The sequence below is a fragment of the Kribbella sp. CWNU-51 genome, from assembly GCF_054073265.1.
The window spans coordinates 152,758-176,115 of sequence record NZ_JBSXMZ010000022.1 but is presented as its reverse complement, the minus strand read 5'-3'; the positions used below and the strand labels follow the sequence as shown (position 1 = coordinate 176,115).

20 protein-coding genes are annotated in these 23,358 nt (G+C 69.2%); 14 read left to right on the top strand and 6 right to left on the bottom strand.

Translation table 11 applies throughout. The features are described 5' to 3' along the window. Positions 1-222: 222 nt before the first annotated feature. The 4 genes from ACXC9Q_RS23620 (at position 223) to ACXC9Q_RS23605 (ending at position 2,551) form a co-directional block, all read left to right on the top strand. Positions 223-558: an ArsR/SmtB family transcription factor gene (locus ACXC9Q_RS23620; protein ID WP_457058820.1), complete on the top strand. Its 336-nt coding sequence runs from the start codon at positions 223-225 to the stop codon at positions 556-558. Beyond that, positions 555-1,355, top strand: a complete 801-nt coding sequence (locus ACXC9Q_RS23615) for a VOC family protein (protein ID WP_457058819.1) — start codon at positions 555-557, stop codon at positions 1,353-1,355. Before ACXC9Q_RS23620 ends, ACXC9Q_RS23615 begins: the two co-directional genes overlap by 4 nt. Continuing rightward, positions 1,352-2,059, top strand: coding sequence for an aminoglycoside phosphotransferase family protein (locus ACXC9Q_RS23610; RefSeq protein WP_457058818.1), 708 nt, complete (start codon positions 1,352-1,354; stop codon positions 2,057-2,059). Before ACXC9Q_RS23615 ends, ACXC9Q_RS23610 begins: the two co-directional genes overlap by 4 nt. A gap of 141 nt (positions 2,060-2,200) precedes the next feature. Continuing rightward, complete coding sequence (locus tag ACXC9Q_RS23605; protein ID WP_457058817.1) at positions 2,201-2,551, top strand: hypothetical protein; 351 nt, start codon at positions 2,201-2,203, stop codon at positions 2,549-2,551. Positions 2,552-3,103: 552 nt separating this feature from the next. Here the strand turns inward: ACXC9Q_RS23605 and ACXC9Q_RS23600 are convergent. The 5 genes from ACXC9Q_RS23600 to ACXC9Q_RS23580 all read right to left on the bottom strand — a co-directional run bounded on the left by ACXC9Q_RS23600 (position 3,104) and on the right by ACXC9Q_RS23580 (position 8,222). Next, positions 3,104-4,396, bottom strand: coding sequence for a DUF58 domain-containing protein (locus ACXC9Q_RS23600; RefSeq protein WP_457058816.1), 1,293 nt, complete (start codon positions 4,394-4,396; stop codon positions 3,104-3,106). After that, positions 4,396-5,367 carry an AAA family ATPase gene (locus ACXC9Q_RS23595; RefSeq protein WP_457058815.1) on the bottom strand — a complete coding sequence of 324 codons (972 nt, stop codon included), beginning with the start codon at positions 5,365-5,367 and terminating at the stop codon, positions 4,396-4,398. The genes ACXC9Q_RS23600 and ACXC9Q_RS23595 overlap by 1 nt, the downstream gene beginning before the upstream one ends. Beyond that, on the bottom strand, positions 5,364-6,506 hold the full coding sequence (locus tag ACXC9Q_RS23590) for a DUF4350 domain-containing protein (protein WP_457058814.1): 1,143 nt from the start codon (positions 6,504-6,506) through the stop codon (positions 5,364-5,366). The genes ACXC9Q_RS23595 and ACXC9Q_RS23590 overlap by 4 nt, the downstream gene beginning before the upstream one ends. Positions 6,507-6,582: 76 nt before the next feature. Continuing rightward, positions 6,583-7,209 (bottom strand): DUF4129 domain-containing protein, encoded by a 627-nt coding sequence (locus tag ACXC9Q_RS23585; RefSeq protein WP_457058813.1) that lies wholly within the window; start codon positions 7,207-7,209, stop codon positions 6,583-6,585. Next, a complete protein-coding gene (locus tag ACXC9Q_RS23580; protein ID WP_457058812.1) occupies positions 7,206-8,222 on the bottom strand; it encodes a hypothetical protein in 1,017 nt (338 codons plus the stop codon). Before ACXC9Q_RS23580 ends, ACXC9Q_RS23585 begins: the two co-directional genes overlap by 4 nt. Positions 8,223-8,445: 223 nt before the next feature. Here ACXC9Q_RS23580 and mtrA point away from each other — a divergent pair, with 223 nt between their 5' ends. The 6 genes from mtrA (at position 8,446) to ACXC9Q_RS23550 (ending at position 15,859) form a co-directional block, all read left to right on the top strand. Continuing rightward, positions 8,446-9,123: an MtrAB system response regulator MtrA gene (gene mtrA / locus ACXC9Q_RS23575; protein ID WP_131345780.1), complete on the top strand. Its 678-nt coding sequence runs from the start codon at positions 8,446-8,448 to the stop codon at positions 9,121-9,123. A 98-nt stretch (positions 9,124-9,221) separates the two neighbouring features. Continuing rightward, positions 9,222-10,829, top strand: coding sequence for an MtrAB system histidine kinase MtrB (gene mtrB, locus ACXC9Q_RS23570; protein ID WP_457058811.1), 1,608 nt, complete (start codon positions 9,222-9,224; stop codon positions 10,827-10,829). 109 nt (positions 10,830-10,938) lie between these two features. Then, complete coding sequence (locus ACXC9Q_RS23565; protein ID WP_457058810.1) at positions 10,939-12,717, top strand: LpqB family beta-propeller domain-containing protein; 1,779 nt, start codon at positions 10,939-10,941, stop codon at positions 12,715-12,717. A 67-nt stretch (positions 12,718-12,784) separates the two neighbouring features. Beyond that, on the top strand, positions 12,785-13,474 hold the full coding sequence (locus tag ACXC9Q_RS23560; RefSeq protein ID WP_457058808.1) for a ComF family protein: 690 nt from the start codon (positions 12,785-12,787) through the stop codon (positions 13,472-13,474). 250 nt (positions 13,475-13,724) lie between these two features. Beyond that, the gene (gene hpf / locus ACXC9Q_RS23555) at positions 13,725-14,345 is read left to right on the top strand and encodes a ribosome hibernation-promoting factor, HPF/YfiA family (RefSeq protein ID WP_328523619.1); all 621 of its coding nucleotides are present in this window, start codon (positions 13,725-13,727) and stop codon (positions 14,343-14,345) included. 167 nt (positions 14,346-14,512) lie between these two features. Further along, positions 14,513-15,859 (top strand): ferredoxin reductase family protein, encoded by a 1,347-nt coding sequence (locus tag ACXC9Q_RS23550; protein WP_457058807.1) that lies wholly within the window; start codon positions 14,513-14,515, stop codon positions 15,857-15,859. Between the two features lie 53 nt (positions 15,860-15,912). Here ACXC9Q_RS23550 and ACXC9Q_RS23545 read toward each other — a convergent pair whose 3' ends face one another. Beyond that, positions 15,913-16,725, bottom strand: a complete 813-nt coding sequence (locus tag ACXC9Q_RS23545; RefSeq protein ID WP_457058806.1) for a S1 family peptidase — start codon at positions 16,723-16,725, stop codon at positions 15,913-15,915. A gap of 211 nt (positions 16,726-16,936) precedes the next feature. On the opposite strand from ACXC9Q_RS23545, the gene ACXC9Q_RS23540 reads away from it, so the two are divergent. The 4 genes from ACXC9Q_RS23540 to ACXC9Q_RS23525 all read left to right on the top strand — a co-directional run bounded on the left by ACXC9Q_RS23540 (position 16,937) and on the right by ACXC9Q_RS23525 (position 23,356). Further along, on the top strand, positions 16,937-18,085 hold the full coding sequence (locus ACXC9Q_RS23540; protein WP_457058858.1) for a winged helix-turn-helix domain-containing protein: 1,149 nt from the start codon (positions 16,937-16,939) through the stop codon (positions 18,083-18,085). Between the two features lie 186 nt (positions 18,086-18,271). Then, positions 18,272-21,199 carry a preprotein translocase subunit SecA gene (gene secA, locus ACXC9Q_RS23535; protein ID WP_457058805.1) on the top strand — a complete coding sequence of 976 codons (2,928 nt, stop codon included), beginning with the start codon at positions 18,272-18,274 and terminating at the stop codon, positions 21,197-21,199. Positions 21,200-21,621: 422 nt separating this feature from the next. Beyond that, entirely contained in the window at positions 21,622-22,578 is a 957-nt protein-coding gene (locus tag ACXC9Q_RS23530; RefSeq protein ID WP_457058804.1) for an NAD(P)H-dependent flavin oxidoreductase, read from the top strand. A gap of 205 nt (positions 22,579-22,783) precedes the next feature. Next, a complete protein-coding gene (locus ACXC9Q_RS23525; protein WP_328523606.1) occupies positions 22,784-23,356 on the top strand; it encodes an OsmC family protein in 573 nt (190 codons plus the stop codon). The last annotated feature ends 2 nt before the right edge of the window (positions 23,357-23,358 follow it).

The following is a 23,358-nucleotide window of genomic DNA, read 5'->3' as shown; positions in this document are numbered from 1 at the left end:
CCGCCCGCGGCCCACCGCCCTCGCTCAGCCGGCATCCTCCGCATTCGGGGTTGACCCCTCAGGTGGTGGGTTGCCTCCTCAGAATCTGACGGAGCAACCCACCAGTTCATGGGTCAACCTCCGAACTGCGGGCGTGCGGAGGGAGGCGTGCTTCGGGGATTTCCGGCGAGCCGGTTCTTGCGGGGATTGACAATAGTTAACGAGATGTAGAACTATTGCCGCATGGTGGAAGATCAGGTGGATCGGTTCTTCGAGGTGCTGGCTGATCCGACCCGGCGGCAGGTGGTGAAGCTGCTGGGTGAAGGGCCGCGGCGTGCCGGGCAACTGGCGGCCGCGACTGGAGCGTCGTCACCGGCGATGAGCCGGCATCTGCGGATCCTGCTGGCGGCCGGGCTGGTCGCCGACGAGCGGGTCCCGGACGACGCCCGGGTCCGGGTCTTCCGGCTCAACCCCGAGCCCGTGGTCGCGGTGCAGGCCTGGCTCGACCAGGTGCAGGCGCACTGGCGCGAGCAGCTGGGCTCGTTCAAACGGCACGTCGAGCAGAAGGAGTCGTCATGACCGAACGATCCGCCACGGCATCCGTCGAGGTCGCCTCCGATCCAGCCACCGCGTTCCAGGTGTTCACCGAGGAGATCGACCTGTGGTGGGTGCGGAACCCGATCAACTTCTGGGACTCCGGCCGGGTGACCGCGATGCGGATCGAGCCCGGCGTCGGCGGCCGGGTCCTCGAGGTGTACTCCGGTGACGACGCCCTCGAGCTCGCGACGATCACCGAGTGGGAGCCCGGCGCCCGGCTCGGCTACCGCAGTTCGGTCGACGACACCGAGACCCGGATCGACTTCGCCGCCGTCGACGGCGGTACGCGCGTCACCGTCGTACAGGCCCTGGTCCGCGACGACGGCAAGGCGTTCTACTTCTGGCCGCGCGTGATCCGGTGGATCCCGGCCTGGGTCGCCCGCCGCTCCACCGCGCCGCGCACCCCGCGCGAGCTCGACCGCCTCACGATCGCCTTGTCGTACGACGATCCGCCCGCCGCGGCCCGCTGGCTGCACACCGTCTTCGGCCTCGACTCCTGGGACGCCATCCCCGCCGAAGGCGAGAACCCTTCGTGGATCGAGCTCAACGTCGGCTCAGCCGCCGTACTCCTCGTCAAGCGCACCGACCCACGCCCCACCACGACCGACCACAACGTCTGGGTGTACGTCGACGACCTCGCTGCCCACTTCGCCCAAGCCCAGGCGGGCGGCGCCAAGATCCTCACCGAGATCCACCACTACGGCTACACCAGCTACGAAGCCGAGGACCTCGAAGGCCACCACTGGACCTTCGCCCAAGCCCGCCCCACGATGGCGTGATCGAACACCCTCTGACCGGCGGCCGCATCACCCAAGGCGTCGTCCGGGTCGGCGACACGGTGCGCCGCCCGACCTCCAAGAAATCTGCCTTCACGCGCGACGTGCTGCAACTGCTGCATCGGCGAGGCTTCGAAGCAGCGCCGCGCTACCTGGGTCGGGACGACGAGAGCCGAGACATCCTCACCTACCTCGACGGGTGGGTCCCGGCGAAGTTCCAGCGCTGGGCCGACAACCAGGTGGCAGCGGTCGGCGTACTACTCCGAGCCTTCCACGACGCCACCCATGGAACCCCGCTCGCCGCCCACCACGACGTGGTCTGCCACCACGATCCCAGCCCGACCAACGTCGTCTTCCGCGATGACATCCCCGCGGCCCTCATCGACTTCGACACGGCCGAGCCCGGGAGCCGCTTGGAAGACATCGGGTACGCCGCCTGGACCTGGTGCATCGCCTCGAAGTACGACGACGCCGACCGGCAGGCCGAGCAGGTCCGAATCCTCGTAGACGCCTACGGTCTCCTCGGACCGCAGCGGCACGCGGTTGTCGACGCCACGCTGGAACAGCAGACCCGCAACGCCCGGTTCTGGACCGAGGCGGCCGTAGAGGTGTCAGACCAGCACCGAGCCGACCGCATCACCTGGTCGAGGCGTGAGCACGCCTTCACGACGGCCAACCGGGAGGTGTTCGAGCGAGCGCTGGATTAGAGGATCCGCGCGTCGGTTTACCGGCGGCCGGCTTTCGAGGGATGGGTAGGCGGGGCGATCTGGTCGGGGTTTGGTCGATGATCTGACTGGCCCCGCGGTCGGCTACGTTGTCCCCGGCAACGATCTGGGGAGATGCAGCTGATGAGGACCAAGGCACCACCCATCGCACTGGCGATCGGCCTGATCGGTCTGGTCGTGATGACATGGTTGCTCTTCAACCATCCCTCGCACACCGCGGAGTCCGCCGACGTGACCACGCACTGCATTGCGGTGGTCGGCACCAACCCGGGAGTCGAGCCGTCACCGGAACCCAAGATCGGTGCGCACTGGGACAAGCCCGAGAAGCCGATCGACACCGAGTGCCAACTGCAGCGCAACCGCAGGGTCGGGTACGCCGTACTGATCGGAGTCCTGTCCGGCACAACACTCGCCACCGCCGCGCCGTACACCTTCCGCCCAAGGCGTGAGCCGGTGGACGAAGCCGTCGGCTGACCGGCGGCAGACTCACCCAGGGCGTCGTCGGCATCGGAGACACGATCCAGACACAACCAACGTCGTCTTCCGCGACGGCGCCTGGCTCGTCTGACAGATGTGTTGGTTTGAGGTGGCCTGCTGGGCGTCGACGAGCGGGATCGCCGGAGCCGCGGACAGGGATTCGGGATCGCGGACCTGACATCGGGTGTCCGGGGTCTCCAGGTGGTGTCCAAGGTTGCGAGTCGTACGCCGGCGTGATCACCGACAGCCGCATCAGTCCAGTCTTTGGTATTCCCCGGCCGTCGGGTGCAGGTGGGGACGGGTAGTGGTGCAGTTGGACAGGAGGTGTCGGCTCGGGTCCGGTCCTGCCGGCCGGCTTCACGCCTGAGCGCGCCAGCGGGCCATCGCCGGTGGACAGACACCTCCTGTCCAGCTGCACGCAACAGAGGCCCGCGAAACTCCCAACCACACAACCCAACCCGCCGGCCCAGGCAGACAGGCCACCCACGGCAACCCCGTGCCCATCAGGCCGGCTCAAACTACCCATACACCAGTCACAAGAGCCCCCCGCTAAAGGCGGCCGGCTTTCTTGAGGGATAGGTAGGTGTCGGCGAGGGCGGGGGCGATCTGGTCGGGGTTTTCGTCGACGACGGTGGCGCCGGCTCGGGTGAGGATGGCGGTGACGCGTTCGCGGTCGAGGCGGGTGCGGGCGGCTGAGGCGGCGGCGTAGACCTCGGGGAGATCGGTGCGGGTGGACTCGAGTTCGGTGAGGCGGGGGTCGGCGACCGACGCGAGGACTACGACGTGGCGACGCAACAGCGGGCCGATCACCGGCAACAACGACTCCTCGATGACGGCCGGGTCGAGGCCGGTGAGGAGGACGACGAGGGACCGTTGGCCCAGGCGCTCGAGGACCTGGGAGACGACGATGCGGAAGTCCGTCTGGACGAGTTCGGCCTCGACGTTCGCCAGTGCGTTCACGAACGACGGCAGGACGTCTTGAGGAGCAGGACGTCGTACGTCGGCCCGCACCGCGGAATCGCAAGCCAGTAAGGAAACCCGGTCACCCGCCCGCGTCGCCAACGCAGCCAGCAACAACGCCGCGTCCATCGCATGGTCCAACCGCGGCGCATCCCCGACGCGCCCCGCGGACATCCGCCCGGAGTCGATCACGATGGCAACCTGCCGATCGCGCTCGGGCCGCCACGTCCGCAGTACGACGTTGCCGCGCCGGGCCGTCGCCCGCCAGTCGATGCTGCGTACGTCGTCCCCCGGCACATAGTCACGCAACGAGTCGAACTCCGTGCCCTGCCCCCGCACCAGCAACGCCGTACGCCCGTCCAGCTCCCGCAGCCGCGCCAACCGCGACGGCAAGTGCTTGCGACTCTTGAACGGTGGCAGCGCCCGCACAGTCCACGGCACCCGATGCGACCCCTGCCGACCGGCGAACCCGAGCGGACCGATCGCCCGGATCGTCACCCGCTCCGCGTGCCGGTCACCACGCCGCGTCGGCACCAGATGCGTCACCAGCCGCCGCCGCTCACCAGCAGGCAGGTCCAGCTTGTGCGGCGGATCCAGTACGCCGGCCGACGGCGGCCACGCGTCCCGCAACAACCCACGCACCCGCCGACCCGGATTCGCGACGAGCAACCGAACCACCGCCTGCTCACCGAGCCGTACGGCGTTGTCGCCCTCGCGACTCAACTGCAGCCGTCGCGGCGACCCGGCCAGCAGTATGTCGACCACACACACCACCAACACGACCGCGACGACCACACCGACGCCACTCCAGCTAGGCATTACCAGAGCGACGAAGATGACACCGGCGGCGGCCAACAGACCGGCCCGGCCTGTGAGAACCATCAGCGTGGTACCGGGACCGTGGCGAGGACGCTCTCCAGCACCGCATCGGCACTGACGCCCTCGAGCTCGGCTTCGGGCCGCACCTGCACTCGATGCCGAAGGCAAGGACGTGCCATCGCCTTCACATCGTCCGGGATCACGTAGTCACGGCCCGACAACCACGCCCATGCCCGGGACACCGCCAGCAACGCGGTCGCGCCACGCGGCGACACCCCGAGCTGCAACGACGGAGACTGCCGCGTCGCCCGGCAGAGGTCCACCACGTACGCCAACACGTCCTCCCGCACGGCGACCCGTCGTACGGCGTTCTGTCCGGCCAGCAGATCCTCCGGCCCGGCCACCGGCAGCAGCCCAGCCGCCTCCAGGTCCCGCGGGTCGAAACCCTGGGCATGCCGAGCCAGTACGGCGATCTCCGCATCGCGCGGCGGGATGTCGAGCGTCACCTTCAGCAGGAAGCGGTCGAGCTGGGCCTCCGGCAACGGATACGTGCCTTCGTACTCGATCGGGTTCTGCGTAGCGGCCACCACGAACGGCACCGGCAGTTTGCGCGGTTCGCCGTCCACGGTGACCTGTCGCTCCTCCATCGCCTCCAGCAACGCCGCCTGGGTCTTCGGGGGAGTCCGGTTGATCTCGTCGGCCAGCAGGATGTTCGTGAACACGGGGCCCGGCCGGAACTCGAACTCGCTGGTCTTCGCGTCGTACACGAGCGATCCGGTGACGTCACCCGGCATCAGGTCTGGTGTGAACTGCACGCGCTTGGTGTTCAGCCGCATGGCCGTCGACAACGCCCGCACCATCAGGGTCTTCGCCGTACCGGGCACGCCCTCCAGGAGCACGTGGCCGCGGCAGAGCAGGGCGAGCACCAGCGCGGTCACCGCCGTGTCCTGACCGACCACCGCCTTGCCGATCTCGGTCCGCAGCGCGACCAGCGCCTGCCTGGCCTGATCGGAGCTGACCTCGGTAGTCGTCACGGGTGTCGTACCTCCTGCGTCAGTACGTCGAGTTCATAGGTCATGGACATCAGAGCGGCGTCACCGGTTGGCGGAAGGCCGTAGAGCAGTTCGTACAGCATGGCCGGGTCTCGACCGGTGCGCGCAGCCACGGTGGCCACAACCGCCGCAGGATCGGCCCGCCGGGGGATGCCGTGAGCCTTGTGCAGCTTGCCGAGCGCGGACTCGCGCAATGCCGCCGCGGCACGGTCCCGAGCACGCGAGCGCCGGTAGAGCCGCGCCCTGCCCTCGGTGGTCTCCGCGGCGTGCACGATGACCGGCAGCCGTTCCGCAATGACCGGACCGAGCCGACGCCCGCGCCAGATCGCGACGACCAGTACGGCGAACGCCAGCGCCCAGCCGATGTAGCGGACATCCGGCGGAACCAGCGGGGGACCGCCCGAGTCCTCGTCGTCGAAGCCACTGGACTCCCACTGCGGCAGATACCAGGTCAGGTCCTGGTGCGTGCCGAGCAGATTGAGCGCCAGCGCGGCATTGCCGTCGTCAGCGAGCTCCGCGTTGGTGAAGGTGCGCGGAGTGCCCACGACATCGACGATCCGGTTGTCCGACTCCAGCCGGATCACCGTGTTGTTCATGCCATCGCCGTAGCACCTCTGCGCAGCGTCGGGAGCGGAGTACGTCGACCCGCTGACAGTCGCCGTACCCGCCTTCACCGCGGCCGGCAGATCGCAGTCCGGCCGACGACTGCTCGACGACAGGACCTGACCGGTGTCCAGGACACCCGGTGCGAGGATTTCCAAGGCCCGTGTACCAGGGCGGATCAGGATGAGGTGACTCCACCGCGCATCCGCGATCCGTTGCCAGTCAGAGCGATCCAGCGACCCGTCCGGGCCGATGACGAGCGCCTTGCCGTCTCCAGATTGCATCGCGTCGTCCAGGACCTCGGTGCTGTGCACATCGACGCTGTGGTTCTTCAGCAGGGTCGCCAGCGCACGTGCGCCGTCCGACTCTGTGGAGTCCGGGCTGAAGGGTCCCGACGTCCGTGCGGTGGTGGCGATCATGACGACGATGGCGATCAGCACGATGGCGCCGGTGACGAGCAGCGGTGTCCGCAGTACTCGCCAGCTCTCCCCAGTGCTCCGCCCGACCGGCAGGCTCATCCACGTCCTCGCTTCGCTCCGGGCGCGGATGAGGCGCGACACACGCTGTGCTTGATGATGAGCTCGCTCCGCTCGCTCATACTGCCACCCGAGCAGTCCGCGCCGCGTCGTCGGCGGCCACGACAGCGGCGTACCGCTCGGGAGTCCCGGGACGGTTGCCGTAGACAACCTCAGTGAATGCCAGCGCCGCCGGCTGCAACGGCCCCCGCAGTGCCGGAGCGCTGCGGCCCGCGTCCGCGACCACCTCGTACGCCGTCCGGCCGGCGCGCTCGTCCAGGATGGTGCGTTCGGTCAACTCGGAGACGCAGGCGCGGAAGCGACTCAGGATCGCGAGCGCGTAGTCGCCGGATGCCGCCTCGCGCTCCGACTGGGCGCGGTACTCGGCCGCCGTCCGGGATTTGGCCGTGTCGAACACCGCCTGCGGCGTCCGGTGACTGGTGGGCAGTACGCCGGCCCGCCACAGCACCACGATGACGACGAGCACGAGCAGACCGATCAGCATGGCCAGACCGGCGTGCCCGTTGGGAGACGAGCCGGTGAGGCTGTCCAGCAGATCGCCGATCCACTGCAGGACCTTGGCGATCGCCTTCCCGACGATCGAGCCCCCGGACTCCCGGTACGCCGACTTGGACAGCTCCTTGGCCGCCTCCTGGGCAGCCTGGTCCCGGCCGATGTCGACCGGCGGCTCCTGGAGGAAGATCACGACCCACCTCCGGGCCGCAGCACCGGGCGCATCCACAGGTCGAGGCCTTCCCGGCGTACGCGGAGATCCAGGTAGATCAACGCCTGGACGGCGGACAGGAACGCCAGGCTGGCGACCAGCGTCAGCACGGTTGCGATCCCGGCGGCCGCGCCGAGCGCGATCGCGACGGCCGTGGCGCCACTGCCCTCGCTGCTGTCCGCCCACGAACCGACCGTGAGCACCAGCGCCGAGATCCCGAACTGCAGGGCGTAGCTGACGATGTTCACCACGAGCCCCCCGAACAGCAGGATGCCGAACACTCGCCAGAACTTGCCCCTCACCAGCTGCCAGGACCGTCTCAGCGCACCCCAGATGCCCACTCTGGCACGGATGTGGAGCCCGATGTCCGGTGCGTGCCGGCCCTCCATCAGTACGACGGTCCCGGCCAGCACCAGGCGGATGCCGAAGATCACCACGAGCACTCCGCCGACGAGCATCATCGCCACGGCCACCGCACCGGCCGCATCGGAGGAGATCGCCGCATCCGCGCCGGCTCCGATCCCGAGCACCGCCAGACCCCAGCCGCCGATCAGGAGCGCGAACGACAGCGACTGCACCAGTCCGACCGCGGCCAGTGCGGGCAGCGCCGGCCGGACCAGCCGCAGCAGCTCCCGTGGGCCGACCCGACGGGCCAGCTGACTCCGCACGGCGGCCAGCGCGATGATCCCGGCCAGCATGCTCGACACCGCGCTGAACAGCACGAGCTGCACGCCGTACGTGAGCAGGAGCGCCGCACCGGCCTGCTGGAACGGCTCATCGGCACCGAAGAACCCACCGAGCCCACCCGGTACGGCGACCTGCGTCAGCGCGGCCAGCACCGCGACCAGCGCGATGGCGGCCAGCACCGGGAGCCCCAGCATGATCGCCTTGTTGTCGGAAATCGTCCGGGCGGCGTTGTCCAGCAGGTCCGCGGGCAGCCAGGGCCGCAACGGCTCCTCCGCCGCCTCCTCGTGCAAACGGATGTCGTCGGCCACTAGCTGCCCTCCCCTCGGCTGAACCGCCGGCCCGAGTCCCGCGTGAGTTGTGGTGAGCCCCGGCGATGCACCATGATCACAGCCCAACCGGGGGTCACTCGGCGATCCGGCGTGTGCACTACCAGGGGAATGGGACACTATCCGTAGTGCGTACGGTCAGCATCCGCTGGGCGCACAACGATCGGACGGCAAGGAGCAGGGCGTGGCAGATGGTAACCGGACGATGAGGGGTCGGGTCCTCATCGTCGACGACGACACAGCGTTGTCGGAGATGCTCAGCATCGTCCTGCGCAACGAGGGCTATGACACCTACCTGTGCGCGACCGGTGACAAAGCGGTACCGGCGTTCCGGGAGTTCAAGCCGGACCTGCTGCTGCTCGACCTGATGCTGCCCGGGATGGACGGGATCGACGTCTGCCGGGCGATCCGGGCCGAGTCCGGCGTACCGATCGTGATGCTGACCGCCAAGAGCGACACCGTGGACGTGGTGCTGGGCCTGGAGTCCGGCGCCGACGACTATGTGGTCAAGCCGTTCAAGCCGAAGGAGCTGGTGGCCCGGATCCGGGCCCGGCTGCGCCGGATGGACGAGCCCGGGCCGGAGTCGCTGACCATCGGCGACCTCACCATCGATGTGGCCGGCCACTCGGTGAAGCGGGCCGGCGAGACGATCCAGCTGACGCCGCTGGAGTTCGACCTGCTCGTCTGCCTGGCGTCCAAGCCCTGGCAGGTGTTCACCCGTGAGGTGCTGCTGGAGCAGGTCTGGGGCTACCGGCACGCGGCCGACACCCGGCTGGTGAACGTGCACGTCCAGCGGCTGCGCTCCAAGATCGAGAAGGACCCGGAACACCCGGAGATCGTGGTGACGGTCCGCGGCGTCGGCTACAAGGCGGGTGCGGACTGATCGAGTACGGACGCGACACAGAGTCGCAGGCTGCCACCGAGCCTGCTGCCACCGCGGCAGCAGGCCCGGAGCAGCCACCGGCCCCACCCGAGCAGGGGGTGGCCGAGTCCCGTGGGACGGAGCTGGAGCTGACCGCCGCCGCGGCGGACTGGCCTGCCTACCCGCAGCCGCTCTGGCGGACGCACCCCAAGCACTGGCCGGACATCTGGCGCCGGTCCATCCAGGCCCGGATCGTCACCGGCACCCTGCTGATGTCGACTCTCGTCCTGATCCTGGTCGGCTGGGTGATGATGAGCCAGGTCACCGATGGCGTGCTGGAGTCCCGGCGTACCAGCGCGCAGGCGGAGGCGCTCGCGCAGCTCACCCAGCTGTCCAACACGATCAACGCCGCCGACCGCAACACCATCAACCAGCAGCTGTCCGAGCTGGTGCTCGGCTCCAACCGCCCCGGCCTGTACGACGTCCTGCTGGTGCCGACCGACAGCTCGAAGTCCAACGCGATCCGCTACACCGGCCTGGTCGACAGCGACTCGATCCCGCAGACACTGGCGTCCTCGGTGATGAGCGACGAGTCCAAGCTGTACGACACCTATACCCAGATCAACTACCGCGACGGGCCCAGCGTGCCCGGCCTGGTGATCGGCTCGCAGCTGCGGATCACCTCCACCAACGAGCGGTACGCCGTCTACTTCCTCTTCCCGCTCACCGCGCAGCAGGAGACGCTCGACGTCGTCCAGCGCGCGCTGCTGACCGCGGGACTCCTGCTGATCGTGCTGCTCGGCGCCGTGGCCTGGCTGGTCACCCGGCAGGTCGTCACCCCGGTCCGGATGGCGCGGCGGATCGCGGAGCGGCTGGCGGCCGGCAAGCTCGAGGAGCGGATGCAGGTCCGCGGCACCGACGACCTGGCCCGGCTGGCGGTCTCGTTCAACAAGATGGCGAGCAACCTGCAGCGGCAGATCCGCCGGCTGGAGGAGCTGTCCCGGCTGCAGCGCCGGTTCGTCTCCGACGTCTCGCACGAGCTGCGCACGCCACTGACCACGGTCCGGATGGCCGCCGACCTGCTGCACGAGAGCCGCGACCAGTTCGACCCGATCAGCCGCCGCTCGGTGGAGCTCTTGCAGAACGAGCTCAACCGGTTCGAGGAGCTGCTCGCGGACCTGCTGGAGATCAGCCGGTTCGACGCCGGCGCGGCCGCGCTCGACCTGGAGGACGTCGACCTCCGCGACATCGTCAACCGCGTCCTGGAGAACCACGAGACCCTGCTGCAGCGCAAGGGCTGCGAGGTCCAGCTGGACATGCCGCAGCCGTGCCGCGCCCAGGTGGACTCGCGCCGGATCGAGCGCATCCTGCGCAACCTGATCGGCAACGCCATCGAGCACAGCGAGGGCCAGCCGATCCGGATCAGTACGGCGCACGACGAGGACGCGGCGGCGGTTGCGGTCCGGGACCACGGGATCGGTTTCCGGCCCGAGGAGGCGGAGATGGTGTTCAGCCGGTTCTGGCGCGCCGACCCGGCCCGGGCCAGGACCACCGGCGGCACCGGCCTCGGCCTGTCCATCGCCCTCGAGGACGCCCGGCTGCACGGCGGCCGGCTGGACGCCTGGGGCTCGCCGGGTGACGGCGCCTACTTCCGGCTCACCCTGCCGCGCCGGGCCGACGTCACCCTGACCGGCTCACCCTGCCGCGCCGGGCCGACGTCACCCTGACCGGCTCACCACTGCCGGCCCGCCCGGTCGACGCCAGCCGGGTCATCACCGAGAAATCGCTGGTCGACGTGGGAGCGCCGTACCAGAAGCTCACCGGAGGTGAGCAGCGATGAGAAGGCGCCTGCTCGTCGCTCTGCTCGCGGTCCTGCTGCTGGTCACCGGCTGCGCGACCGTACCGACCAAGGGCACCGTCCGCAGCGGGAGCCGCCAAGGACTGGCGCCGGACCTCGGCGGTGTCGGTGTGGAGGCGAAGCCACCGCGGGACACCTTCAACGACATGGACATCGTCAACGGTTTCCTGGAGGCCATGTCGGACTCGCAGGGCGCGTTGGACATCGCCCGGCAGTACATGACCCCGGAGGCCGCGGCGGCATGGAAGCCGGAATCGGGGACCGTGGTGTACGACCAGCGCCCGGACGCGCTGGCGCGACGGGCCGGCGGTATTCAGCTCAGCGCCCGCAAGATCGCGACGATCAACCAGCGCGGCGAGTGGATCCCCGCGCCGGCGAACGAGCCGGCCGACTTCTTCTTCAAGCTGACCAAGGTGAACGGGCAGTACCGGGTCGCCTCGGCGCCGCCCGGGGTGTACCTGGGCAGCAACCAGGTGGATCTGAAGCTCGCCCCGCGGGATCTGTACTACTTCACGCCCGGCCGGGAGATGCTGGTCCCCGACCCGGTTTATCTGCCGGTGAACCTGTCCTCCGGGCAGGCCGCGACCCAGCTGGTCCAGGAGCTCCTGAAGGGCCCGACCGCCCGGCTCGGCAGCGGCGTGATCACGCTGGCGCCACCGGGCACCGAGGTCCAGGTGTCGGTCCCGGTCGAGTTCGGCGTAGCGACCGTCGCGCTCAACGACGCGGCCGCGTCGATGCGGGACCAGGACCGCCGGCTGCTCGCGGCCCAGATCGTGTGGACGCTCAACCAGATCAGCCTGCGGGTCAAGATCACCGTGGGCGGCGCACCCCTGCTGCCGGACGACCCGGACATCCTGCCGTTCGCGAACTTCAGCCAGTACGACCCGTCGGTGCCCGGCGGCGCCCTGAACGACCTGTACGGCGTGAGGCAGGGGAAGGTGCAACGGATCGTCGGGCTGGACGGGGCGTCGGACATCGCCGCCCAGGCACTGAAGTCCAGCCAGCTCTACCAGTACAACGCCCAGTCCTTCGCGGTGAACCTGCACGGCGACGCCGGCGCGATCGTGACCACGGCCGACGGCGACGACGTGGTCGCGTACGCCAAGCTGGACGCGACCGACAAGAGCGACGCGGTCAAGCCGATCCCCGTGAGCGGCCCGGTGCTCCGGCCGAGCTACGACAACCAGGACAACCTCTGGATCATGGACAAGGCCGACAGCGGGGCGCCACGGCTGCGGGTCCGCAACCGCGGCGGCGACGTCAGCCTGGTGAAGACCAGCTTCCGCGGCGACACCCCGGTGGTCCTCAGGATGGCGCCGGACGGCGTCCGGGCACTGCTGGTGATGAAGTCCAAGACCACCGGGAAGAACTACGTGCAGACCGGGACCATCCTGCCCGGGAACAGCGGCAAGCAGTTGATGCTCGGGCAGTTCCGGCAGCTCCAGCTCCCGCTCGGCGGCATCACCGACGCGGCGTGGACCAAGCAGGGCATCCTGGTCGTCGGCGTGAGCACTTCGAGCAGCAACTCGACCCCGGGGCCCTGGCTGGTCAACTCCGACGGATCCCAGCTGCAGTTGCTGCCCGGGTCGCCGGCCGGTTTCTCCGCCCGGTCCGTCGCGTCCAACCCCAACCTGGACACCCTTCCGGTCATCGAGGATGTCGAAGGCAAGGTGCACTGGCTCAGCCGCGACCTGCTCTGGACCCCGCTGGACTCCGACCCCAACAGCCCGCCCATGTTCCCGGTGTACCCGGGCTGACCTGTTGTCCACAGGCCGGCGCTAGGGCGGTTGCGGACGACGGGCCGGTTCGTCGATCGTGGGTGCGGTGCCGGCCCGGGACGCGTTCGTGGATCTCGTCCTGGGTGGGCGCTGCGCGGGCTGCGAGCGGCCCGGCGTCACTCTCTGTGCTGGTTGCCGGGAGCTGCTGGCCGCCGTGACTCCGTTCCGTGCCTGGCCCGACCCGCGGCCGACCGGACTGCCTCCGCCGACCGCGAGTGCGCCGTACGCCGATCAGCTCCGGCAGTTGATCATCGCGCACAAGGAGAACGCCAGGTACGCCCTTGCCCGGCCGCTCGGTGGCGTGCTCGCGACCGCGGTGCTGAGCGCGCTGGGGGAGCACCGGGCGGCCTGGTTGTGCCCGGTCCCGTCGGCGCGGGCGACCGTCCGGCAGCGCGGGCACGACCCGCTGCGGCGCATTGCGAAGGCCGCGATCAAAGCCCTGCGGAGACAAGGCGTCGACGCCCGGCTGGCCGACGCGCTGCGCGTCGTACGACGTCCGGACGACCAGGCCGGCCTGTCCGCGGAACGCCGTACCGTCAACCTGGACGGGGCTTTCGCGGCTCGTTCGCGCTGGGCTGAAAGGCTGACTGATCAGCCGGTCCTGCTGGTCGACGACGTGATCACCACCGGTTCCACGCTCGCGGAGGCGTGCCGCGCCTTGGAATCCCGGGGGATCGCGGTGCTCGGCTGCGCCGTACTGGCCGCGACCCGCCGGCACCGGCCGTCTGGTTCATGAGAACTTCCCTACCGGTTTTCGCCGAAGCCGACTAGCGTTGGCCCATGACACCCGCACGGGCTTGTCGGGCAGGGATGTGGTGCAGGACCGGATCAGCCGGAATCCTCACTGCGGAGTCCGACGGGCGTGGTCGCGGGTGTTGTCGTTTCGGGCACCCCGACCGCTACCGGCACAGTGAAATGGAGTCGAATTCGCACACTTGCGGGGGTCTGGAGACGTAACAAGAAGTCGCCGATCGATGGAGGTTTCCGTGGACGTCGTTGTCAAGGGTCATCACTGCGAGGTCAGTGACCGCTTCCGGCAGTACGTCGAGGAAAAACTCGAGCGAATCGAGAAGGTCGATCACCGAGTACTGCGGTGCGAGGTGGAAGTCAGCCAGGAGAAGAACCCGCGACAGCACGATCGAGCGATGCGTGTCGAACTCACCATGTACACCAAGGGTCCGGTGGTCCGCGCCGAAGCGTGCGGTGAGACCAAACAGGCGGCGTTCGACGTCTGCCTGGACCGGCTCCGGGCCCAGGTCCGCAAGGCGGCCGACCGCCGCCGGGTGCACCGCGGTGAGCGTTCGCCGGAAGGCCTGCGGCACGTGAACGCGAAGCAGCCAGTCAGCAGCACCGCTGTGGAGGAGACAGTCGCCGAAGACAAGGTGGCGACGTACAAAGTCGGATCGCTCACGGTCACCGGCGACGGTCCGCTGGTGATGCGCGAAAAGACCCACACCGCCAAGCCGATGTCCCTGGACCAGGCGCTCTACGAGCTCGAACTGGTCGGACACGACTTCTACCTGTTCGTCGATGCCGACGAGAACCAGCCCAGCGTCGTCTACCGCCGTCGCGGTTACGACTACGGCGTGATCCGTCTGGCGGTTTGACCGTCTTGGTCGTGTGAGGCCGACCTGCTGATCCAGGGAGGAGCTACACAACACGAGGGCCGGGCGGCAAGCCCGGCCCTCGGTCTGTCCGAGGCTCGATGACAGTCTTGTCATCCCCGAGCACGCGTGTTCCCCACAGGTGAGCGGCGGCGTAGTTTTCCAGCGTCATGTCCCGCCACCGAGTCTCAGAACGTGTACATGGCCCGCTGTCCCGGCTCGCCTGGTTCCTCTGGTACGCCGCTGTCCTGCTGGTTCCGCTGTTCCTCACGTGGGGTGTGATCGGGCCACCGGACGCGAATCCAGGGGCGGCCCTGGTCCTCAGCGCCGGACTGGTCGGCTTCTCCGCCCTGGTCGTCGCGGTCGTGCTTCCCGCCCGGCTGCCCTGGCTGATCGCGACGTTCGGGATCGAGACCGTGCTGGCGGTGCACCGATTGATCGCGCTGATCGCGGTCCTGCTGGTCATCGTCCACCTGGTCGCGGTGCTGTTCGTCGATCCTCGTGGGCTGTCCATCCTCGATCTCGCGCACACCACCTGGGCGGCCCGGGCGGCGGTCACCTCGACGGTCGCGCTGGTCCTGGTCGTCGTCCTCGCGTTGCGCCGTCCCGGCCGCCAGCCGCGGTACGAGGGCTGGCGGCTGGTCCACAACGGGCTGGTGGCGATCGTCCTGGTCGCCGCGTGGCTGCATGTCTGGTGGCTGCGGCACCTCGTCTCGCACGTGCTGGTGGCTGCCTGGTTCGTCGCCAGCGGGCTGCTGCTGGCCGGTCTGGCCGCGCGCCGCTGGATCTGGCTGCCGATCCGGTCCCGCAAGCACGCCTACGTCGTGGTGTCGGTGCGGGCTGTGCCGGGCGACGGCGTGACGCTGGTGATCCGGGCGGACGGTCATGCGGGCCTGCCGTTCGACGCCGGTCAGTTCGTCTGGCTCAAGATCGGCTCGACGCCGTTCGTGTTCGAGGAGCATCCGTTCAGCATCGCGTCGACCGCGGAGCACCCCGAGCGGATGGAGTTCACCATCAAGGCGCTCGGTGATTTCACCGAGCTGCTCAGCGCGCTCCGGCCGGGTCGCCGGGTCTTCCTGGACGGCCCGTACGGCGGATTCACGATCGAGGGCCATGAGGACGCACCAGGGTTCGTACTGATCGCGGCAGGCGTCGGCATCACGCCGCTGCTGAGCATGCTCCGGACCCTGGCCGATCGCGAGGACCGCCGGCGGCACCGGTTGATCGTCGCGGCGCGCACCGAGGACGAGCTGATGCTCCGGCCGGAGATCACCGCGTTGCGCGCCCGGCTCAACCTCAGGGTGGTCGAGGTGCTCAGTCGCCCGCGTCCCGGCTGGCCGGGGGAGACCGGCCGGATCACCAGGAGCTTCCTGTCCCGTCAGTTGCCGCGCCGCCCGCAGCGTCTGGAGTACTTCATCTGCGGCCCGCAGCCGATGGTCAGCGCCGTCAGCCGGGACCTGTCCGGCCTCGGCGTACCACTCCGGCGAATCCACACCGAACGTTTCGGCGCTGTCTGACCGGACAGCATGCGTGGGGCCCGGGCGAACAGGCCGGGCCCCACGTGACTGCTTTACCCGCCGATCTGGGACTGCAGTTCGGCGGCGTAGGTCGCTACCTCGGCGTAGACGCCTGGGTTGCCCGCGTCCGCGCAGCCGACGCCCCAGGAGACGACGCCGAACAGGCGGCCGTTCAGGACGAGCGGACCGCCTGAGTCGCCCTGGCACGAGTCCTTGCCGCCGTCCTCGTAGCCGGCGCAGATCTCGCCGTCGGCGGTGTAGCCCTCACTCGCGTACGCCTGCTCGCAGTACGCGTCACCCAGCACGGGGACGTCCACCTTCTGGAAGGTGTCCTCCGGGCCGGTGCCCTCGGTCGTGCCCCAGCCGTAGACGACCGACGCCGCGCCGGCTGCGTCCGCCGCCTCGTCGGTCTCCAGGGCCAGCGTCGGTACGCCGGTGAACGGTGTGGCCAGTGTCATCACGGCGACGTCATGACCCGGCTGCTGTCCGTACTGCGGATCCACCCAGATGCTGCTGATCTTGGACGATGTGCCACCGGAGCCGGTCAGCACGTCCCGGCCCTGGATCGCCGTGTAGGTGCTGACCGCTTCCTGCGCGCAGTGTGCGGCGGTGACGATCTTGTTCGCCGCGACCAGGGTCGAGCCGCACCACTGGCCGCTCGATGACGGGGAGCCGCTGTTGTTGAGGGCGATTGCCCACGGGGTGTCCGCGGTATGGGCGATCGTGCCGCCGACGATCCGGGTCTTCGGTCCGTCAGGTGACTGGGCGGCCGACGCGGAGCCTGCTACGGCCACCGCACCGAGGGACGTCGCGGTCAGCACACCGGCCGCCAAGACGGCACGGATCAACTGCACTCTTCCTGTCATGCCTCACTCCAGGTTGATAGGGGCCGCGCGGGCGGGCGGCCTGCTGGCAGCGTCCCCTCAACACCCTCCGTAGCACACCTCCCACTTGCGGTAACTCCCGAGTTATGGCTCCACCTTTCTGTCGGAGCCACCCGGCACAATTCCTCCTGTGACTACGCAGGTGTTGTCGACCGCCCAGGCCCGGCGAGTGGCGCTGGCTGCGCAAGGGTTCATGGATCCTCGTCCGAAGGGGATGCCGGATGCGCGGGCGCTGGCGCGGGTGCTCGGCCGGATCGGACTGATCCAGATCGACTCGGTCAACGTCCTGAGCCGGGCGCAGTACCTGCCGCTGTACTCGCGGCTGGGCCCGTACCCGCGGGACCTGCTGGACCGTGCGTCCGGGAAGGCGCCGCGGCGACTCGTGGAGTACTGGGCGCACGAGGCGTCGCTGATCCCGGTCGAGACGCACCCGCTGATGCGCTGGCGGATGGCCCGCGCGACGGCCGAGGCGTGGGGCGGCCCGCGGTCGATCGCCGCCGAGCGGCCGGAGCTGCTCAAGCAGGTGCTCGCCGACGTCCGCGACCACGGTCCGCTGACCGCCCGCCAGATCGATGACGACGTCGAGCGCGACCGCACCAACTGGGGCTGGAACTGGTCCGACGTGAAACGTGCCCTCGAGTTCCTCTTCTTCGCGGGCGAGATCACGGTCGCCCGGCGCAACCAGCAGTTCGAGCGGATGTACGACGTACCCGAGCGGGTGCTGCCTCGCGCCGTACTGGAGACCCCGACGCCGTCCGTGGCCGCGGCGCATCGCGGGCTGGTGTCGATCGCGGCCAGGGCGCACGGAGTGGCGACCGCGCAGTGTCTGAAGGACTACTTCCGGACCGCGCCCGAGGCGACCGCGCAGGCGATCGCGGAGCTGGTCGAGGAGGGCGAGCTGCTCCCGGTCCGGATCGACGGGTGGAAGCGGCCGGCGTACCTGCATCGGGACGCGCGGCTGCCGCGGCGGGTGAACACCCGAGCCCTGGTCAGCCCGTTCGACTCGCTGGTGTTCGAGCGGACCCGGACCGAGGTCCTGTTCGACTTCCGCTACCGGATCGAGATCTACGTCCCGGCCGAGAAGCGCATCCACGGGTACTACGTGCTCCCGTTCCTGCTCGGGGACCGGCTGGTCGCCCGGGTGGACCTCAAGGCCGACCGGACGGCCGGCGTACTGCTGGTCCAATCGGCGCACGCGGAGCCGAAGGCGCCGGTGGAGACGGCCGCCGAGCTGGCCGCGGAGCTCGTCCAGCTGGCCGGCTGGCTCGGGCTGGACCAGGTCCGGGTGGCCGGTGGTGGTGACCTCTCGCCAGCGCTCAGTGACGCTCTGCGCGGTTTCTGACCGAGCAATGGGAACTTTCCTCGCCGCCTGAGCGTGGGTCGGATAGGCCCGGCGGCACGCATCCGGCGTGGCTTGGCACATCGTGCCCCGTAACATGGGTGCTGCGCGCCTGCCCGAGGGGTGGATCGTGCCCTGTCGGCGTTCGGCCGCAGCCAGGCTTCAGCAGCAAGGAGAGAACTCCCCACCATGAAGGTGATCGACAAGGTCCTGCGGATCGGCGAGGGCAAGATCCTGCGTCAGCTCCAGGGCATCGCGAAGATGGTCAACTCGATCGAGGACGACTTCGTCGGGATGACCGACGAGGAACTTCGTGGTCAGACCGCGGAGTTCAAGCAGCGGCACGAGAACGGGGAGTCTCTCGACGCGCTGCTGCCGGAGGCGTTCGCGGTGGTCCGGGAGGCGGCCAAGCGGACCCTGCACCAGCGCCACTACGACGTCCAGATCATGGGCGGCGCCGCGCTGCACCTGGGCAACATCGCCGAGATGAAGACCGGTGAGGGCAAGACGCTGGTCGGCACGCTGCCGACGTACCTGAACGCCCTGTCCGGCCGCGGCGTGCACGTGGTCACGGTGAACGACTACCTGGCCAGGTTCCAGGCCGAGTGGATGGGCCGGGTGTATCACTTCCTCGGCCTCGACTACGGCGTGATCCTGCCGGAGATGTCGCCGGCCGAGCGCCGGGTGGCCTACGCCAAGGACATCACCTACGGCACCAACAACGAGTTCGGCTTCGACTACCTGCGCGACAACATGGCCAACTCGATCGAGGACCTCGTCCAGCGCGAGCACAACTACGCGATCGTGGACGAGGTGGACTCGATCCTGATCGACGAGGCCCGGACCCCGCTGATCATCTCCGGCCCGGCCGAGGACTCCCAGCGCTGGTACGTCGAGATGGCCCGGATCGCGAACACGCTGAAGCCGCGGATCGCCGACGACAAGGTGCCCGAGGAGCAGCGCCCGGTCGCCGACTACGAGGTGGACGAGAAGAAGCGCACGGTCGCGATCCTCGAGCGCGGGATCGAGAAGGTCGAGGACCGGCTTGGCATCGACAACCTGTACGAGTCGGCCAACACCCCGCTGATCAGCTACCTGAACAACGCGCTGAAGGCCAAGGACCTGTTCCGCCGGGACAAGGACTACGTGGTCGTCGACAACGAGGTGCTGATCGTCGACGAGCACACCGGCCGCACACTGCACGGCCGCCGCTACAACGAGGGGCTCCACCAGGCGATCGAGGCCAAGGAAGAGGTCGAGATCAAGGAGGAGTACCAGACGCTGGCGACGATCACGCTGCAGAACTACTTCCGCCTCTACGACAAGCTGGCCGGCATGACCGGTACGGCGATGACCGAGGCGGCCGAGTTCTCCAAGGTCTACAAGCTCGGCGTCGTGCCGATCCCGACCAACAAGCCGATGATCCGGGTCGAGGAGCGGGACCTGATCTACCGCACCGAGGACGCCAAGTTCGACGCGGTGGTCAAGGACATCGTCGAGGTGCACGGGACGGGTCAGCCGATCCTGGTCGGCACCACCAGCGTGGAGAAGTCCGAGCGGCTGTCAGCGCAGTTGCGCAAGGAGAACATCGCGCACGAGGTGCTGAACGCGAAGCAGCACGCGCGCGAGGCGGCGATCGTCGCCGAGGCCGGCCGCAAGGGTGCCGTCACGGTGGCCACCAACATGGCCGGCCGTGGTACCGACATCATCCTCGGCGGCAACCCGGAGCACCTGGCGGACAAGGACCTGCGCGCCCGCGGGATCGACCCGGTCGAGTCCGCGGAGCAGTACGAGGCGGAGTACCCGAAGGTCCTCGAGCAGTTCGAGAAGCAGGTCAAGGACGAGCAGGAAGAGGTCACCGAGGTCGGCGGCCTGTACGTGCTCGGCACCGAGCGGCACGAGTCCCGCCGGATCGACAACCAGCTCCGCGGCCGCGCCGGCCGTCAGGGCGACCCGGGCAAGTCCCGGTTCTACCTGTCGCTGGAGGACGACCTGATGCGGCTGTTCAAGCGCGAGATGGTCGACTGGGCGATGTCGCGCAACAACGACGACACCCAGCCGCTGGAGAACAAGGTCGTCACCAAGGCGATCGCGTCGGCGCAAGCCCAGGTCGAGGCGCAGAACTTCGAGACCCGGAAGAACATCCTCAAGTACGACGACGTGATGAACCGGCAGCGGCACGTCGTGTACGACGAGCGCCGCCGGGTGCTCGAGGGCGCGGACCTGCGCTCGCAGGTGTCGGACATGCTCGACGAGACCGTCACCGGGTACGTGCAGGGCGCGACCGCGGACGGGTTCGCCGAGGACTGGGACCTGGACGCGCTGTTCACCGCGATGAAGACGCTGTACTCGACCGAGCTGACCGAGGACGACCTGATCGAGGAGGCCGGCGGCGAGAAGGCCGGCCTGACCCAGGACTTCCTGATCGAGCGGTTCATCGAGGACGCCCAGGCGGCGTACGAGCGGCGTGAGGAGCTGCTGGGTGAGGACGCGATGCGCGAGCTGGAGCGTCGCGTCGTACTGAGCGTGCTGGACCGCAAGTGGCGCGAGCACCTGTACGAGATGGACTACCTGCGCGAGGGCATCGGCCTGCGCGCGATGGCGCAGCGCGACCCCCTGGTCGAGTACCAGCGCGAGGGCTACGACATGTTCGCCGCGATGATGGAGTCGATCAAGGAGGAGTCGGTCGCCTTCATCTTCAACGTCGAGGTGGACGTCGAGGCGATGCGCGCCGAGATGGAGCTCGCCGCCGAGGCGGACGCGGCGGTCGACATCGACCTGGACGGCGACGGTCTCGAAGGCCGCCGGATCGAGGACATCCTCACCCCCGGTGCGCCGGTGGCGGAGTTCCCGGGCCGGGTCCAGGACGAGGTGCGGCCGCGGGACACCCCGCGCCTGCGCGCCAAGGGCCTGACCGGTGACAGCCGTCCGCAGCGCCTGTCCTACTCGGCTCCGACCATGGACGGCGACGACGAGGTGGCCGTCCGCGAGGCGGCCGTCGAAGAGGGTGGCCTGCAGTACGCCGGCACCCCGCGCAACGCGGCCTGCCCCTGCGGCTCCGGCAAGAAGTACAAACGCTGCCACGGCGACCCAGCCTCAGACGTCTACAAGTTCTGAGGTATCAAGCCACGCCCGGGCCCGGGAGCTAACTCCGGGCCCGGCGGTCGCGCGTCCGACCAACGCCAGCTGTCCGGAGGCGTCCGATCGCGGCACCGAACCGCGTTCGGGGACCTGGGACAGGTTGTCGGGGCGGCGACAGGTAATGCCATGTCCCCATCCGTGAGTGCCCAAATTCGGGCCACAGCAGGGGGCGACCTTGTGCACCAGATACGTACGCCGGGGCCGTGGGCGTACGGATCTCGTGCACAAAGTGACCGATCGCGCCCCGGGACGGCGGCCGCCTGGACACAGAACTCGACCGAGCCACAGGACGACACAAGAGCCGAAGTAGCCGTGCCTGCCCGCCATATCCTCTGTCAGCCCTCGGGCACATGGCGGGGCACGTGGCGTGGACCGGGTGGGTGTGATGCTGTGGACTCATGTGGCTGACGGAGAAGTTCGGGTTGAGCGTTCCGGTGGTGGGCGCGCCGATGGCGAACGTGAGTGGTGGCAGCCTGGTTGCCGCGATCTCGGTGGCGGGTGGTCTCGGGATGCTCGGCGCCGGATCCGCGGTCACGGCTGACTGGATCCGGACCGAGGGCTCGATCGCCGCGGCGAGTGGGAAGCCGTATGGGATCGGGCTGATGGCGTGGTCGGTGCGGGAGCGGCCGGAACACCTGGAGGCCGTGCTTGAACTGAAGCCGGCGCTGGTGTCGCTCAGCTTCGGTGACTACACGCCGTACGTCGAACCGCTGCAGAAGGCCGGGATCGTCGTCGCCACGCAGGCGGGCACGGTTGCCGACGCGCGGGAGGCGATCGATGCCGGTGTCGACGTGATCGTTGCCCGGGGCGCGGAAGCCGGTGGGCATGGCCGCAACGCCGTGGCCACACTGCCGTTGCTCCAGGCGATTCTCGAGCTGACCGAGCTGCCGGTGCTCGCGGGTGGTGGGATCTCGGGTCCGCGCGGGCTGGCCGCCGTACTGGCCGCGGGGGCCGCTGGTGCGTGGATCGGTACGGCGTTTCTGACCTGCCGGGAGGCGCTCACGTCGGAGCCGGTCCGTCGGCGGGTGATCGCGGCGGACGAGACCGACACCGTCTACGGCACGGTGTTCGACGCGGCGTCGCGGGCTGGGTGGCCGGACGAGTTCGGTGGCCGGGCGCTGCGCAACGCGTACTTCGACACCTGGCGCGGCCGCGAGGACGAGCTGAAGACCGACGACGCCGGCCACACCGACTACGTCGAAGGAACCCGCGCCGCCGACCCGGCCCGCGCCTCGATCTACGCGGGCCAGGGCGTCGGCTCCCTCACCGGTCAGCCGACCGCCGCCGAGGTCCTCGACGGCTTCGCGACGTACCGCACCTACCTGCAGGCAGCCCTCGGCGACGGCGCCAAGTAATTGCCGTGAGCAACCACGAGCTCGTCGCACAGCTCCCAGATCCGTTCGACCGGTAGCGCGGCCGCTGCAAACGAGTGCGTGGATTCCTCGCCTGAGCGCGTTACCGCGCAGAGAAGCCGACGGGAAGGCCGGGGGAAGGTGACCGGCCTAGCGTCCTTCGGCAGATGCCTGAGCCGACCGGGCCAGGCAGACCAGGGGAGGATCCATGACCACCACGACAGAGAGCCCGCGCCGGAACGGCGTCGACACCGCGACGCTGTTCGCCACCCTCGATGCGGTGAAGGGGCAACACGAGATCGCCAAGTTCCAGTTCCGGGCGAGCAACACCTGGGTCACCGGGACGCACAGCCGTTCCACCGCAGCGGGCTTCTTCGGAGCCATGCAGGAGCTGCGGCACAAGGCCGACACGGTGCTCGAGTTCGATCACCCCGAAGTCCTGGTCGGCACGGACCACGGGCCGACGCCGGCGGAGTACCTCCTGCACGCGATCGCCGCCTGCCTGACGGCTGGTATCGCCAACATCGCCGCGGCCCGCGGCGTCGACCTCACCAAGGTCACCTCGACCGTCGAAGGCGACATCGATCTGCTCGGGATCCTCGGCCTGTCGGGCGATTCCGTCCGCAACGGCTACCAGCAGATCCGGGTGTCGATCGCGATCGAAGGCGACGCCGACGACGAGACCCTGCGCGGCATCGTCGAGCAATCCCGTCGCCGCTCGGCGGTCTTCGACGCCCTCGCCAACCCGACTCCGGTCGTCGTCGACGTGGTCACCGGCTGACC